At 69.4% G+C, this 14693-nt stretch carries 10 protein-coding genes; 4 read left to right on the top strand and 6 right to left on the bottom strand.

Features of this window, described 5'->3' with window-relative positions:
* Positions 1-25: 25 nt before the first annotated feature.
* The 6 genes from BKK80_RS30210 to BKK80_RS30185 all read right to left on the bottom strand — a co-directional run bounded on the left by BKK80_RS30210 (position 26) and on the right by BKK80_RS30185 (position 9363).
* Positions 26-2494, bottom strand: a complete 2469-nt coding sequence (locus BKK80_RS30210) for a type VI secretion system Vgr family protein (protein WP_071072471.1) — start codon at positions 2492-2494, stop codon at positions 26-28.
* 357 nt (positions 2495-2851) lie between these two features.
* Positions 2852-4933: a 3-hydroxyacyl-CoA dehydrogenase NAD-binding domain-containing protein gene (locus tag BKK80_RS30205; protein ID WP_071072469.1), complete on the bottom strand. Its 2082-nt coding sequence runs from the start codon at positions 4931-4933 to the stop codon at positions 2852-2854.
* Between the two features lie 55 nt (positions 4934-4988).
* Positions 4989-6191 carry an acetyl-CoA C-acyltransferase gene (locus BKK80_RS30200; RefSeq protein WP_071018952.1) on the bottom strand — a complete coding sequence of 401 codons (1203 nt, stop codon included), beginning with the start codon at positions 6189-6191 and terminating at the stop codon, positions 4989-4991.
* 72 nt (positions 6192-6263) lie between these two features.
* Positions 6264-7604 carry an MFS transporter gene (locus BKK80_RS30195; protein ID WP_071038644.1) on the bottom strand — a complete coding sequence of 447 codons (1341 nt, stop codon included), beginning with the start codon at positions 7602-7604 and terminating at the stop codon, positions 6264-6266.
* Positions 7601-8362: an alpha/beta fold hydrolase gene (locus tag BKK80_RS30190; RefSeq protein ID WP_071072467.1), complete on the bottom strand. Its 762-nt coding sequence runs from the start codon at positions 8360-8362 to the stop codon at positions 7601-7603. Before BKK80_RS30190 ends, BKK80_RS30195 begins: the two co-directional genes overlap by 4 nt.
* 14 nt (positions 8363-8376) lie before the next feature.
* Positions 8377-9363 (bottom strand): alpha/beta fold hydrolase, encoded by a 987-nt coding sequence (locus BKK80_RS30185; protein ID WP_084545815.1) that lies wholly within the window; start codon positions 9361-9363, stop codon positions 8377-8379.
* A gap of 520 nt (positions 9364-9883) precedes the next feature.
* Here BKK80_RS30185 and BKK80_RS30180 point away from each other — a divergent pair.
* The 4 genes from BKK80_RS30180 (at position 9884) to BKK80_RS30165 (ending at position 14672) form a co-directional block, all read left to right on the top strand.
* Positions 9884-11068, top strand: a complete 1185-nt coding sequence (locus BKK80_RS30180; protein WP_071018957.1) for an acyl-CoA dehydrogenase family protein — start codon at positions 9884-9886, stop codon at positions 11066-11068.
* 40 nt (positions 11069-11108) lie between these two features.
* Positions 11109-12248 carry an acyl-CoA dehydrogenase family protein gene (locus BKK80_RS30175; protein ID WP_071072464.1) on the top strand — a complete coding sequence of 380 codons (1140 nt, stop codon included), beginning with the start codon at positions 11109-11111 and terminating at the stop codon, positions 12246-12248.
* Between the two features lie 514 nt (positions 12249-12762).
* Entirely contained in the window at positions 12763-13719 is a 957-nt protein-coding gene (locus tag BKK80_RS30170; protein ID WP_071038642.1) for an ABC transporter permease, read from the top strand.
* On the top strand, positions 13719-14672 hold the full coding sequence (locus BKK80_RS30165; protein ID WP_231908091.1) for an ABC transporter permease: 954 nt from the start codon (positions 13719-13721) through the stop codon (positions 14670-14672). Before BKK80_RS30170 ends, BKK80_RS30165 begins: the two co-directional genes overlap by 1 nt.
* The last annotated feature ends 21 nt before the right edge of the window (positions 14673-14693 follow it).

Here is a 14693-nt window from a genome sequence, read left to right as displayed (position 1 = left end):
GTGCGTGCATGGTTCTGTGTGCCGATCAGCGCGGCACCACCGCGGCATTGCGCAGCGCGGCTTTCAGCAGGCATTCCAGGCACACTTGCTTAGGCTGGAGTTCCACCGGCAGGCTGCTGGGTCCGGTCAGGCTCTTGCTGGCGGCGTGAACGGTCCACGCGCCATTGGTGCCGTGCTCGATGCCACCTTCGGTCAGCTTGAGATAGCTGGTGCCGCCGTCCAGCAGCAGCTCCGTCTTCGCCTTGATCCGGATGCGTTCGGCAGTGGCGGTTATCTCGAGCTTCGCCAACAGGTTGATGGAGTCCTTGAGTGCCTGGATGTCGATGTTGCCGGCGGCGGCGACGAAGCGCATGCCGGCCTCGTAGACGAACACGCGCCATGCCTTGCGGATGCTGGCGAAGAACCCGCCATGGGTGGTCACTGACATGTGTTCGCCGGTGGTCACCGCCAGGTGGGTGCCGCTTTGCAGGTGGGTGAGGCCGGGGGTGGACGTCACGATGCCGGCAGGGCTGGCGAGCGCCAGATGGGGCGCGGCAAGTTCCTTGAGCGGTCCGTCGCCCTTGAGCGCAGCGTGCTGGCGGCCGATGGCATCGGCCACGTCCTTCTGCTCGCCATCCTGCGCGTCCACCTTCCGCGCGGCGTCGGCCAGCTGCGCGGTCTGCTGTTCGGCCCGCTGCAGATCGTCCACCATCTCAGCCATGCTCAGGGCATGGCCGCCAGCGCGCTTGCAGGTGGAAATCAGCAGGCCGGATTCGGCGCGGACGGCACCCCAGGCATCGGTGCGCAGTTCGAAGCCCTCGCCGCGCTTCTCCTTGCGGCCTTCCCAGCCGGGAATCGCGACGATATGGCCGAGCGCCAATTCCGAATGCCGGTAGTCGGAGCCGATCTGTACCTGCGGTTCGCCCGCCGTGTCGTCGGCCAGCATCTTGTTGTGGCGCGCGCCCGGCGTGCCGTCCGCAGCAGGCAGCTCCTCGCTGCGGAATCCGGAGATCGCCTGCTGGTCGGGCAGGTTCCACGGCGGCAGGTTCTGCCTGTTATTGACGCGGCAGGTGACGATCAGAGAGTCCGGATCGCCGTTCAGCGCTTCTACCAGGACTTCGCTTCCCACACGCGGCAGATGGGTCGAGCCGTAGCGATGCCCGCCCCAGGCGTCCGATACGCGCAGGTAGCAGGAGCTGTTCTCGTCATTGCTGCCGTACAGGTCATACGGCATCTGTACCTTGATCCGTCCGTACTCGTCTGTATGGATCGGGTGGCCCGCCGGACCTGTGACGCGCGCTTGTAGCGGTCCGTGCATGATCGGCTTCGGCTGTGTGCGGACCGGGCGGAATATCTCGTTGGCCGGCTGCACCTCGAACTCCACTTCGCATTGCCACCGCAGCGCGGTGCCGCTCGCTTCGCCAACGTCTTCGAGGCGCAGTCTGGTGGCGAAAATCAAGTAGTCACGATTGGCTTCCCGGCCGATGTAGTTCTTCAGGGTAAAGATGCGGCCGGGTGCGATGGCTCGCAGGTTGCCCTTAGCCTTGGCGCGGACGCCACGCTGGCGCAGCTCCTCCATGCGGATGCGGGCGATGAAGCGGCCCTCGTCCCAGGGATCGTTGCCGGTGGTGGGCTGGGCATGGTCGCCAGGATATTCGTAGATGGATTGCGTTGCGTGCGCGGTGTCGCGCGGATCGGCGCTGGAGACGGAAAGATCGCCGCGTGGCTTGACGAAGTCATAGTCGCCCGCACGCCATTCGCCTGAGACGAGCCGGTCGATGAGTTCGAATTCGTGGATATGTTCTTCGTCGATCCGGTCGGCGGCCGGCTGCCAGCGGATTGTGTGGTAAGCGGCGCTGGGGATGCGCTGGAATGCGCCGTTGCCGTCCGTCAGTACCAGGCGCTGGCGGCCATTGGCGTGATCGATGAACCAAGATATCCCCCATTCCTGGGTGAGCCGCTGGAAGAAGTCGAAATCGGTTTCCCCGTATTGCTGCTGGAACACCCGCTTCGGGTACCGGCCCGCGTCGAGGCGCTTTTCCACGGGAAAGATGTAGTTGCCGAGCAGTTCGTCAAGAATCTCGACGACCGTCTTGTGCTGGAAGATCTTGTAGTCGGAGCGCAGCGTTGCAAGCCACAGCCAGGGCCGCAGTGTCAGCTGGTATGCGATCTGCCGCCCAACCGGGTAGGGGCCGCGGACTTGCGTGACCAGTCCGGTGATCTCGCGCTTGCCTGCCCCGATGCCGCCTTGCAGGCCGACGCCAGCGCCGTCCAGGGCGATTTCGACGGTGACTGCAGTGCCTTGCAGGGCCTTCTTGTCCAGGTTTGCCGCGGGGCCGAATACCGGGCTGCGCTCGTCCGGGGTGCGCAACTCCAGCTCATACTCGAACAAGGCATTGAGATTGTCCGTGCCGCTCAGGCGGGAGAACACCAGCGTAGGCTGGCCGAGCAATTCCGGTAAGGCGGGGCCGGATACCTTGACGTTGGGTGGGGAGTGTGCGGATCGGTTGCCCATGCGGTGATCTCCGTTATCGAAAAGACAGCATTCGACGGAAGATAATCACGCATCGAGCGAGCGCAGGATATTGGACGAATCCTATTCTTGTTGGTTTAAATTCGTCATAAAAATCGGAAGCTTGCCGCTAGCAGCGGCTGGCCGGCAGTCCTTCTCGAGCGGCAGGCAATACCGTCGGATCTGGGCGAAGGGCGGGTCCGCGCGGCAGCGCCGCGCAGAGCGTGAAGATGGCGCGTGGATGGTGCAAAAAGGGCGGGGGTACTACCACGATGGACGCCGGCCCGAGGCGCATCGCGGCGCGCATTGAATGGCCCGCGCTCCCGCGCCGAGAGGCACGGGAGCGTGCTCGCTCGGTCTTTACTTCAAGTCCGCAAACCGCTTGCCCTGCGCCACCAGGTCCTCCAGCAACCTGGCCGGCTTGAAGTCCGCGCCCAGCTCTGCCTCGAAGCGCTTCATCGTGGCCAGCACCTTGTCCAGGCCGATGGTGTCGGCGTAGCACATCGGGCCGCCGCGGTAGACCGGCCAGCCGTAGCCGTTGACCCACACCACGTCGATGTCGGAGGCGCGGATGGCCTTGCCTTCCTGCAGGATCCTGGCGCCTTCGTTGATCATCGGGTAGATGCAGCGCTCCAGGATCTCCTGGTCCGACACGGTGCGGCTGCTCTTGCCCTGCCTGGCGGCGAAGTCGCGGATGATCTGTTCCACCACCGGCGAGGGCTTGGCGTTGCGCTTTTCGTCGTAGTCGTAGTAGCCGGCGCCGGTCTTCTGGCCGCGGCGATCCATCTCGCACAGGATCTCGCGCAGCGTGGAGCTGCTGGATTTCTCGCGCGTCCAGCCCAGGTCCAGGCCGGCCAGGTCGCTCATGGCGAACGGGCCCATGGGGAAGCCGAACTGGTACAGCACGCGGTCCACGTCCCAGGGCAGGGCGCCTTCCAGCACCAGCTTCTGCGCCTCGCGCTGGCGCTGGGCCAGCATGCGGTTGCCGACGAAGCCGGGGCACACGCCTACCAGCGCGGCGATCTTGCCGATCTTGCGCGCCAGTTCCATCGAGGTGCGGATCACCGGCTTGGAGGTCTGGTCGCCGCGCACCACTTCCAGCAGCTTCATCACGTTGGCCGGCGAGAAGAAGTGCAGGCCGATCACCGACTCCGGGCGCGAGGTGGAGGCGGCGATCTCGTTGACGTCGAGCGCGGAGGTGTTGGTGGCGAGGATGGCGCCCGGCTTGGCGATCTTGTCGAGCTTGCCGAACACTTCCTTCTTGACCGCCATGTCTTCGAACACAGCCTCGATCACCAGGTCGGCGTCGGCGAGCTGCGCCAGGTCCAGCGTGGGCGTGAGCAGGGCTATGCGCTGCTCGACGGCGGCGGCGCTCAGGCGGCCCTTCCTGGCGGTGTTGTCGTAGTTGGCGCGGATGGTGCGCACGCCGCGCTCGAGCGCGGGCTGCGCGGTCTCGACGATGGTGACCGGGATGCCTGCGTTGAGGAAGTTCATGGCGATGCCGCCGCCCATGGTGCCGGCGCCGATGATGCCGACGCGCTTGACCGGGATCAGCGGCGTGTCGGCCGGCACGTCGGGCAGGTTCCACACCTGGCGCGAGGCGAAGAAGTAGTAGCGCTGGGCGGCCGACTGGGTGCCCTGCATCAGTTCCAGGAACAGCTTGCGCTCGGTGGCCAGGCCCTGGTCGAAGGGCAGGTTGACCGCTGCCTCGATGCAGCGGATGTTGTACTCGGGCGCGTCGAAGCCGCGGAAGCGGCGCGCGTTGGCGCGGCGGAACTCGGCGAACAGTTCGGGCTGGCCGCGCGCGGCTTCCACCTTCTCGTTGAGGTCGCGCACCTTGCGCAGCGGGCGGCCTTCGGCGATCACCTTGCGCGTGAAGGCGATGGCGTCGGCGCGCAGCGCGGCGTCGTCGGTGAGGGCGTCGACCAGGCCCATTTCGGCGGCGGCCGCTGCCGGCACGTGCTCACCCGAGGTGACCATCTCCAGCGCGCGCGCCGCACCGACGATGCGGGGCAGGCGCTGCGTGCCGCCCGCGCCCGGCAGCAGGCCGAGCTTGACCTCGGGCAGGCCGCACTTGGCCGAGCGCGTGGCCACGCGGTAGTGGCACACCAGCGCCACTTCCAGGCCGCCGCCCAGCGCGGTGCCGTGGATGGCGGCGACCACGGGCTTGGGCGCGTCTTCGATCAGCGCCTGCACTTCCTGCAGGGCCGGGCCGACCGGGGGCTTGCCGAACTCGGTGATGTCGGCGCCGGCGATGAAGGTCTTGCCGGCGCAGATCAGCACGATGCCCTGCACGGCGGGGTCGGCGCTGGCTTGCGCGACGCCGTCGCGGATGCCGGCGCGGACCGTGGCCGAGAGGGCGTTGACGGGCGGGGAATCGAGCGTGAGCACGGCGATGCCGTCTTCGATCTCGAGGGTGGTGACGGGGTTGATGGCGGTCATGCGTTGTCTCCTGGATGTCGTGGCCGGATGCCTTGGCGGACGGATGTGGCGGGGATCAGAAGATCTCGAACAGGCCGGCGGCACCCATGCCGCCGCCGACGCACATCGTCACCACGCCGAACCTGGCGCCGCGGCGCTTGCCTTCGAGCAGCACGTGGCCCGCCATGCGGGCGCCCGACATGCCGTAGGGATGGCCGATGGAGATCGCGCCGCCCGAGACGTTGAGGCGCTCGTCGGGAATGCCGAGCGTATCGCGGCAATGCAGTACCTGGCTGGCGAAGGCTTCGTTCAGCTCCCACAGGCCGATGTCGCCGATGCTCAGGCCGTGCTGCTTGAGCAGCTTGGGAATGGCGAACACCGGGCCGATGCCCATTTCGTCCGGATCGCAGCCGGCCACCGCCATGCCGCGGTAGGCGCCGAGCGGCTGCAGGCCGCGGCGCTCGGCCTCCTTGGCCTCCATCAGCACCATGGCCGAAGCGCCGTCGGAGAGCTGCGAGGCATTGCCGGCGGTGATGTAGGCACCCTCGGCCACGCGCTGGCCGTTCTTGAAGACCGGCTTCAGGCCCTGCAGGTCGGCCAGCGTGGTGGACGGGCGGTTGCCTTCGTCGCGCGACAGCGTGACCGGCTGCTCGCTGACGGCGCCGGTGGCCTTGTCGGTGACCAGCATGGTGGTGCTGATCGGCACGATCTCCGCGTCGAGGCGCCCTGCCTGCTGGGCGGCGGCGGTGCGCTGCTGCGACTGCAGCGCGTAGGCGTCCTGCGCCTCGCGGCTGACGCCGTAGCGTTGCGCCACGATCTCGGCGGTCTCCAGCATGGTCATGTAGATCTGGGGCAATTGTTCCACCAGCCGCGGATCCTGGCTGCGGTAGCGGTTGATCTTGTCGTTCTGCACCAGGGAGATCGATTCGAGGCCGCCGCCCACGGCCACCTGCATGCCGTCGACGATGATCTGCTTGGCGGCGGTGGCGATGGCCATCAGGCCGGAGGCGCACTGGCGGTCGAGCGACATGCCGGCGATGGTCTGCGGCAGGCCGGCGCGCAGCAGCGCCTGGCGCGCCACGTTGCCGCCGGTGGTGCCTTGCTGCACGGCACAGCCGAGGATCACATCCTCGATCAGGGCAGGGTCGATGCCGGCACGCTGCACCGCATGGGCGATGGCGTGCGCGCCCAGCTCCTGCGCCTGCGTGTTGTTGAAGGCGCCGCGGTGCGCCTTGCCGATCGGGGTGCGCGCGGTCGAAACGATGACGGCTTCACGCATGGGTGGTCTCCTTGCTGAGGTCGGCCCTGCCGCGCCTGCGTGCAGGGATTCTGGGGGGAAGCTGAGGGAAGGTCAGGCCGCGCGCGGCAGGCCGCCGTCGCCGCCGGGCGGTTGCCCGCGCCGGCGCGGATCGCGTACCCGGCGCGCCAGCATGAAGGCCGCGCCCAGCACGGTGATGGCGAGCAGGAACACCGCCGGCAGCCCGGCGCGCTGCGCCAGCAGGCCGCCCAGCACAGGGCCGAGCGCCATCATCGAGTAGGTCGCGGTATCCGACACCGCGAGCAGCATCGGGCGGTCCTTGCGCCGGCCGAATTCCAGCGCGAAATTGTCCGAGGCGAGGAAGTAGCCGCCGAAGCCGGCGCCCAGCCCGCAGAACACCAGCAGGAAGGCCCAGCGCGCCTCGCACAGCAGCAGCGCGGCGGTGGCGGCGGCCCACAGGCCGATGCTGGCGAGGAACACCACGCGGTAGCCGCGCCGGTCGGCCAGCCAGCCCCAGGCCAGGTTGCTGGTGGTCTGGGCCATCAGGTAGGCCAGGCTGAGGTAGCCCAAGGTGGCGCCCGAAAGCGGGATATGGGTGCCGACGTAGATGGCGTAGAAGGGCACCGCCATCATGCTGAGGGCCACCAGCGCGCGCGCCAGGAAGAAGCGCACGTAGTCCGGGTCCTGGCGCAGCAGGGCGGGCAGCTCGCGCAGCCGCTTGCCGAAGCCGGAGGGAGCATGCACGTCATGCAGCGCGGGTTCGCGCATGCGCGTCAGCGCCGAAATGCCCAGGCTGGTCAGGATGAACGCGCACAGGAAGGTGGTGGCGTAGCCGTTGCCGAACACATTGCGGCCGACCAGCAGTTCGCCGCCGAGCCAGGCCACCGCGGCGGCGGTCAGGCCGCCGAGGAAGTTGCGGCGCGCGGTCAGCGCGCCACGCCGGGCCAGCGGGATGATCTTCGAGGTCAGGTAGTTGAAGGTGACGTTCTGCACGCCGTTGAACAGGCCGAACAGCAGCAGGAAGGCGGCCGCCGCCGCCAGCGCCGGGAAGCCCGACAGCAGGAAGGCAGACAGCGCCAGCCCGAGGATCTGCAGGCGTACCATCCAGCCGACCAGGTAGATCAGCGGCATCACGCGCTGCCGGTGCTCGATCTGCGTCGCGCCCCAGATCGAGGACAGCGCCATGCCGGCATACTGGGCCGACAGCACGCAGCCGACCACCAGCTTGGAGCCGGACAACAGGTAGATGTAGGCCGGCACGAAGGTGGGTGCGGTGACCAGGCGGAAGCCGGTCATGCCCAGCATGCCGTGGACCAGGAAGGCGCGTGCGTTGCGCGGCAGGTGCTGCTGCACATGGGCCAGGAAGCCGTGCTCGGCCTGCTCCGCGTGGGCGGCGGTGCCGGGCAGCGCGCCGGCATCCAGCTTGGCGCTCATGCGCGCGCTCCCGCGTCGTCAACGCTACCGGGTGCGGCCGGCTGCATGGCGTGGACGGCATAGGTGGCATAGGTGGCGAGCGCCTCGGTCAGCGGTGTCGGTGCCAGCCCGAGTTCGGCCATCACGGCAAGCAGCCATTCGGGATGCTCGCGGCAGCAGACCGCCAGCGGCGGTACCGGTGCGGCTTGCTGTGCGGATTGCTGGGCCGCATGTTGTGCCGCCAGCCGGGCGTAGTTGACGGCATAGCGCGGCGGGCGCATCTCGGTGGCGAGGTCGGCGATGGCGTAGGGGTCGGGGGCGCCGCGCCGCGCCGTGTCGACCACGGGGATGTGCGGGTTGCTGTCGACGGCCACGCCGCCGGCCAGGCCGGGACCGTCGAGTACCAGGACGCCGCGCACCAGGGCCGGCCGCGCGCCGGCCAGCATCAGGCCGACGTAGCCGCCGAGGCCGCGCCCGGCCAGGGTGGCGCTGCCCAGGTGGGCCAGTGCGATGTCGGCGTCGGCCATCAGGTGTTCGCAGCTGTAGCCGCCGCCGCGCGGCAGGTCGGACTTTCCGTGTCCGGTGAAGTCCAGTGCGTGGACGGCGCCGGGCCAGGCGGCGTACCCGGGCGGCAGGGCTCCGGGCGAGGCTTCGCCGAGGCCGTGCAGCAGCAGCAGGGCCGGGCCGGGGCCGGGCTTGAGCGTATGCAGGGCGAGGTGCAGGCGGTGGTGGCGCAGCAGCAGGGGAGGCGTGGCGGCGCGTGGGGGCAGGGCGGTCATCGCTGGGCTGGACGTCACGGTTGCAGGAACGGCAGGATCCGCTCGGCGGTTTCGCGCGGCCGCTCGACGTGGATGAAGTGGCCGGTGTCGGGCAGCACGTGGACCTGCGCCGATGGCGGGAAATAGGGCGCGAGGTCGTCCGCGCCGGCGTCCCAGCCCATCGGCTCCTTTTCCGTGCCGAAGATGGCGAGCATCGGCACCGGGAAGCCGGGCAGGCGCTCCAGCACCCAGCGTGCGCGCATCGGGCCGAAGCCCGACATGCCGATGGCGGGGTCCAGCTTCCAGCGCCAGCCGTCGGCATCCTGGCGCGCGCCGTGCGAGGCGATGTAGCACAGCCAGTCGTGCGACAGGCGCGGGTTCATGCGCGCGCGCCGCCGTGCCAGGTCGTCCAGCGTGCCGGGCTTGCGCTCGCGCTCGCCGCAGGTGCGGCGCGCATCCAGCCAGCGCACGATGAACTCGGCGTTCATGGTCTTCTTCTCGCGCGTGCTGCTGTCCGTCTGGGGGCGGCGGAAGGGCAGGCCGTCGATGGCGACGAAACGGCTGAAGCGGTGCGGCAGGGCCTGGATGGCATGCACCAGCAGCGAGCCGCCCTTGCTGTGGCCGATGGCGATGCAGGGCTCGGGCGTGATCGAATCGGCCACCGCCAGCATGTCGCGCTCGTCGGCCAGCCAGCTGTACAGGTCGGCATGCTCGGAATCGCCGTGGCCGCGGTGGTCGTAGGAGACCACGCGGTAGCCGGCATCGGCCAGCAGCGGCGCGAAGCCGTCGAAGGTGCGGGCGAAGTCGAGGGCGCCATGGACCAGCAGGATGGGCGTGGCGTCGGGCGCGCCCCATTCGTAGACGGCGAGGCCGATGCCACCGGCATCCACGCTGCGGCGGCGGTCCGGCGCCCGTGCGCCGGGATAGGTGGGGCGGTCGGCCGGGCGCGCCGGCGCGGTCGCGTGCTCCGCGCCGCCGGCGTTCCCGGCGCTGCAAGCCGTGCTGGTGGCTTCGGCCTTCACTGTCTCTCCTCCTCTTGTCCGGCTTCCCTGTCTTCTCTGTCGTACTGCAGTGCAAAACCGCCGTGCGGGCGGCCCTGGGCTGCCATTTTAGGAAACCGGGTATGTTGTCGGGCGATGCTATCACATTGCACTGCATCGTGCGGGCCGGGCGGCGCGGCCGCTGTGCTTCTGCGGTGCCTGCAGGGCCGCTTGCCGGCTCGTCCTGCGCAGGCGGCGCGGCTCCGCGCCGGCGGCGCATGGCGCGGCCGGCGGCCGGCCATGCAGCCTGCCTCTGGCCTTCATGAATTCTCGTCATGCGCCTTGCCCTGCTTGGCATCGGCTGGGCGCCGCCGGCTGCCGCCAAGGGCTTTGCGGCCGTCGAGCCGGGCGCCGGCGCGGTATTGACGCTGCCGAGTGCCGGCTTGTATAACGCGACAGGCCGGTGCCCTCGATACCGAGTTTTCGAAAAAGAAGGATCCGGGGCCGGAGCGTGGCCGCCGGCTGCCGGCCAAGGCAGCGCAGGACAAGACAGGAGACAAGCGTGGAAGACCTCGATTCCTTTCGCCAGGCGACGCGCGCCTGGCTGGAAGCCAATTGCCCGCCCGAGATGCGGCAACCGATGCGCAGCGAAGAGGACATCTGCTGGGGCGGGCGCCGCTTCCGCTTCCAGTCCGAGGCACAGCGCCAGTGGCTGGCGCGCATGGCCGAGCGCGGCTGGACCGTGCCGGAGTGGCCGCAGGCCTACGGCGGCGGCGGCCTGTCGCGCGCCCAGGCCAAGGTGCTGCGCCAGCAGATGGCCGAGCTGGGCTGCCGCGTGCCGCTGCAGAGCTTCGGCATCTCGATGCTGGGCCCGGCGCTGCTCAAGTACGGCACCGAGGCGCAGAAGCGCGAGCACCTGCCGCGCATCGCGCGCGGCGAGATCCGCTGGTGCCAGGGCTACTCGGAGCCCAATGCCGGTTCCGACCTGGCCGCGCTGCAGACGCGCGCCGAGGAGCGCGACGACCACTTCGTGGTCAACGGCCAGAAGGTCTGGACCTCGTACGCCGACAAGGCCGACTGGATCTTCTGCCTGGTGCGTACCGATGCCGCCGCGCAGAAGCACACCGGCATCAGCTTCCTGCTGTTCGACATGGAAACGCCCGGGGTCTCGACCCGCCCGATCGTGCTGATCTCGGGCAAGTCGCCGTTCTGCGAGACCTTCTTCGACGACGTCAAGGTGCCGCGCGCCAATCTGCTCGGCGAAGCCAATGGCGGTTGGGAGATCGCCAAGTACCTGCTGACCCACGAGCGCGAGATGATCAGCGCGATCGGCGGGCGTGGCGCGCGCAAGCCGCTCGGTCAGCTGGCCGCCGAGACGCTCGGCGTGGACGCGCGCGGCGCGCTCGATGCGCCGGTGCTGCGCGCCCAGCTCGCTGCCTTCGAGATCGACGAGGCGGCCTTCGCCTGCGCCGGCGAGCGGGCGGTGGACCTGGCCCGCCAGGGCGAGGGTATCGCCGCCTTCTCGTCGGTGCTCAAGTACTACGGCGCGGAGCTCAACAAGCGCCGCCACGAGCTGCTGATGGCCGTCGGCGGCAGCGACGCGCTGGAATGGGAAAGCGAGCGCAGCCAGGAGGGCGCCGCCGCGCGGGCCTGGCTGCGCAGCAAGGCCAACTCCATCGAGGGCGGCACCAGCGAGGTCCAGCTCAATATCGTCGCCAAGCGGCTGCTCGGCCTGCCCGGCGCCTGAAGCGCCGGCTCTCCGCATCGGAACGCACATCGGAACGCATATGGCAATCGTCTTGAATGAAACGCAGGAGATGCTGCGCGACAGCGCGCTGGCCTTCCTGAAGGAGCGCGCGCCGATCGCCGCGCTGCGCAAGCTGCGCGACGCGCGCGACGCCACGGGCTTCTCGCGCGAGCTGTGGGCGGGCTTCGCCGAGCTCGGCTTCGCCGGCGTGCTGGTCCCCGAGCAGTACGGCGGCAGCGGCCTCGGCGCGGTCGAGGCCGGCGTCATCATGGAAGCGATCGGGCGCACGCTGGCGCCATCGCCTTTCTTTTCCACCGCGCTGGTCGGCGCCGCCTTGCTGGCTCGCCTCGGCAGCGCGGCACAGAAAGAGCGGCTGCTGCCGGCGATCGCGCAGGGGCGGCACCTGACCGCGCTCGCCATCGACGAGCACGGCAGCCACCGGCCGGAGCGCCAGTCGCTGCGCGCCAGCGCCGGCGAAGGCGGCTATGTGCTCGACGGCTGCAAGGTCTTCGTGGTCGACGGGCATGTGGCCGACACCCTGATCGTGGTGGCGCGCACGGCCGGCGCGGATGACGACGCGCAGGGCATCACGCTGTTCCTGGTGCCGCGCGATGCCGCCGGCGTGGAGGTCGAGCGCACCGTGATGGCCGACGCCACCAATGCGGCGCGCATCCGCTTCGCCGGGGTGCGGGTGCCGGCGGAGGCCGTGCTGGGCAGCGTGGACCAGGGCGCGGCGCCGCTCGGCGAGGTGCTCGACCTGGCGCGCGCGGCGCTGGCCTCGGAACTGCTCGGTGTCGGCGACGAGGCCTTCGCGCGGACCTTGCAGTACCTGAAGGAGCGCCCCCAGTTCGGCAAGCTGATCGGCGAGTTCCAGGCGCTGCAGCACCGCGCCGCGCAGCTGTTCACCGACCTGGAGATCACGCGCGCGCTGGTGCTGCGTACCCAGCAGCGCCTGGACGAGGATGCCGAGCCGCCGCGCGCGCTGGTGGCCGCGGCCAAGGCGCGCGCCGGCACCACGGCCACGCTGGCGGTGCAGGAGGGCGTGCAGATGCATGGCGGCATCGGCATGACCGACGCCTTCGAGATCGGCTTCTTCATGAAACGCGCACGCACGCTGCAGGTGCTGCTGGGCGACGCCAACTACCATGCCGATCGCTGGGCGGCGTTGCGCGGCTACTGAGCTCCTTCCGATCGGCAACCGATCGGCAATCGATCGGCAGCCGATCGGCTGCAGCGCGGCGCGTTGCCGCGCTGCATCGTGCCGGGGCCGCCGTGTCCCGGCATGCCTTTGCTGCCCGCATCCTTCGTCCTTGGCGCACCACCGCATCGGTGCGTGCGGTGCGCCCGCCATGCCGACGACGCGCAGCGCATGCATGCGCTGCGTTGCCGCGCTGCTTCCAAGGTAAACCACTAGGACATTCGGGGCGCCTCCTGATTGTCTTGAATTCGTGAGATTGGTATGCTGGCCCGGCAAGCTGTTCGAGGCAGCTGGCGCCGCTCGCGATGCGCCTGCATGCCGGCTCGATTCCAGAGAATTTCGCCTTGATTTCATGCTCCTGTGCGCAAGCAGGGAGAACATGGCCTGGCGTGGATGCACGGGACAGGAGGCGCAGCATGAGTCGGGGATTTTCCGTAATCGTGTTTTCGGTATCGAACGACCGGGCGCCGCGCCGGGCGTCGGCAGGGTGAGCGCGATGGGTGCCTACGCGCTGCGCCGCCTGCTGGCGCTGGTTCCGACGCTGCTGTTCGCCAGCGTCATCGTGTTCGCCATCGTGCGCATGGTGCCGGGCGATGTGGTCGACCTGATGCTGAGCCAGAACGACATCAGCGCCGACAGCAAGAGCCGCGACGACCTGGTCCGCGCGCTGGGCCTGGACCAGCCGATGTGGCGGCAGTACCTGCACTGGATCGGCAATATCGTGCTGCACGGGGACCTCGGCGACTCGCTGTGGCAAGGCGAGCCGGTAGCGCGCATGGTGCTGGCGCGCATGCCGGCCACCTTCTCGCTGGGACTGATGGCGCTGGTGGTCGCGCTCAGCGTGGCGCTGCCGATCGGCGTGCTGTCGGCGATCCGGCAGGACACCGCGGCCGACTATGCGGCGCGTTCCTTCTCGCTGCTGATGCTGGCCGTGCCCAGCTTCTGGATGGGCACCATGGTGATGGTGTTCCCGTCAGTGTGGTGGGGCTGGTCGCCGGAGGTCCGCTACGTGCCGTTCTCGGAGGATCCGCTGCGCCACGTGCTGAACATGCTGGTGCCGGCCGTCATCCTGGGCATGGCGCTGTCGGCCATCACCATGCGCATGACGCGCACCATGATGCTGGAGGTGCTGCGCCAGGACTATATCCGCACCGCCTGGGCCAAGGGCCTGGACGAGCGCCTGGTGATCCTGCGCCACGCGCTGCGCAATGCCTTGATTCCCGTGGTGACGCTGGTCGGCCTGCAGGCGCCGCTGCTGATCGGCGGCGCGGTGGTGATCGAGCAGATCTTCGCGCTGCCGGGCATGGGCCTGCTGCTGCTGGAGGCGGTCAACCAGCGCGACTATCCCGTCATCACCGGCGTGTTCCTGGTGGTCGGCGCGGCCGTGATGCTCATCAACCTGCTCGTGGACCTGAGCTACGGGCTGTTCGATCCGAAAGTGAGGCACCGCTGATGGACCGTTCCGCCAATACCGCTCCGCAGGCCGCCACCCATGCAGCCAACCACGCCACCATGCCGGCGGCCGCGCGCCACGCGCCCGCCGCCTTCGACCGAGCCGTGGCGGCCTTCGCGCCGCTGCACCGGCTCTGCCGCGAGAAGCCGCTGGGCGCCGCCGGCGCGCTGATCTGCGCCGTGTTCCTGTTCTGCGGCGTCTTCGCCGACTGGCTGGCGCCCTACGGCGTCAACCAGATCAACATGATGCAGCGCCTGCAGCCACCCTCCTGGGCCCATCCCTTCGGCACCGACAACCTCGGCCGCGACATGCTGTCGCGCTGCCTGTACGGCGCGCGGCTGTCGGTGGTGATCGGCCTGTCGGCCGCCACGCTGGCCACCGCCGTGTCGGTGCTGCTGGGCATCCTGAGCGGCTACCTGGGCGGCCGCTTCGACCTGGTGGTGCAGCGCATGGTCGATGCGTGGATGAGTTTCCCGGACCTGGTGATCCTGATCGTGGTGGTCTCGGTGCTGGGGCCGGGGAGCTGGCAGATCATCCTGACCATGGGGCTGCTGCTGGGCATCGGCGGCTCGCGCATCATCCGCAGCGCGGTGGTGTCGGTGCGCGAGAACATGTACGTGCACGCGGCGCAGTCGATGGGCGCGTCGACCCCCCGCATCCTGTGGCGCCACGTGCTGCCCAACGTGATGCCGCCGGTCATCGTGCTGTTCACCACGCGCGTCGGTACCGCCATCCTGGCCGAGTCCGGGCTGTCCTTCCTCGGCCTGGGCGTGCCGCCGCCGGCACCGACCTGGGGCGGCATGCTGTCCGGCAACGGCCGCACCTTCATGTTCGAGGGGCCGTGGCTGGCGCTGGCGCCGGGCATCTGCCTGACCGTGGTCGTGTACGCCATCAATGTGTTCGGCGATGCCCTGCGCGACCTGATCGATCCGCGCATGCGCGGTTCGCGCTAGTCCCGCGGCATGCGCCGCGGC

Source organism: Cupriavidus malaysiensis (assembly GCF_001854325.1).
Taxonomy (GTDB): Bacteria; Pseudomonadota; Gammaproteobacteria; order Burkholderiales; family Burkholderiaceae; genus Cupriavidus; species Cupriavidus malaysiensis.
Note: the sequence above shows the minus strand (reverse complement) of the source record. Positions and strands in the feature narration are given on the sequence as shown.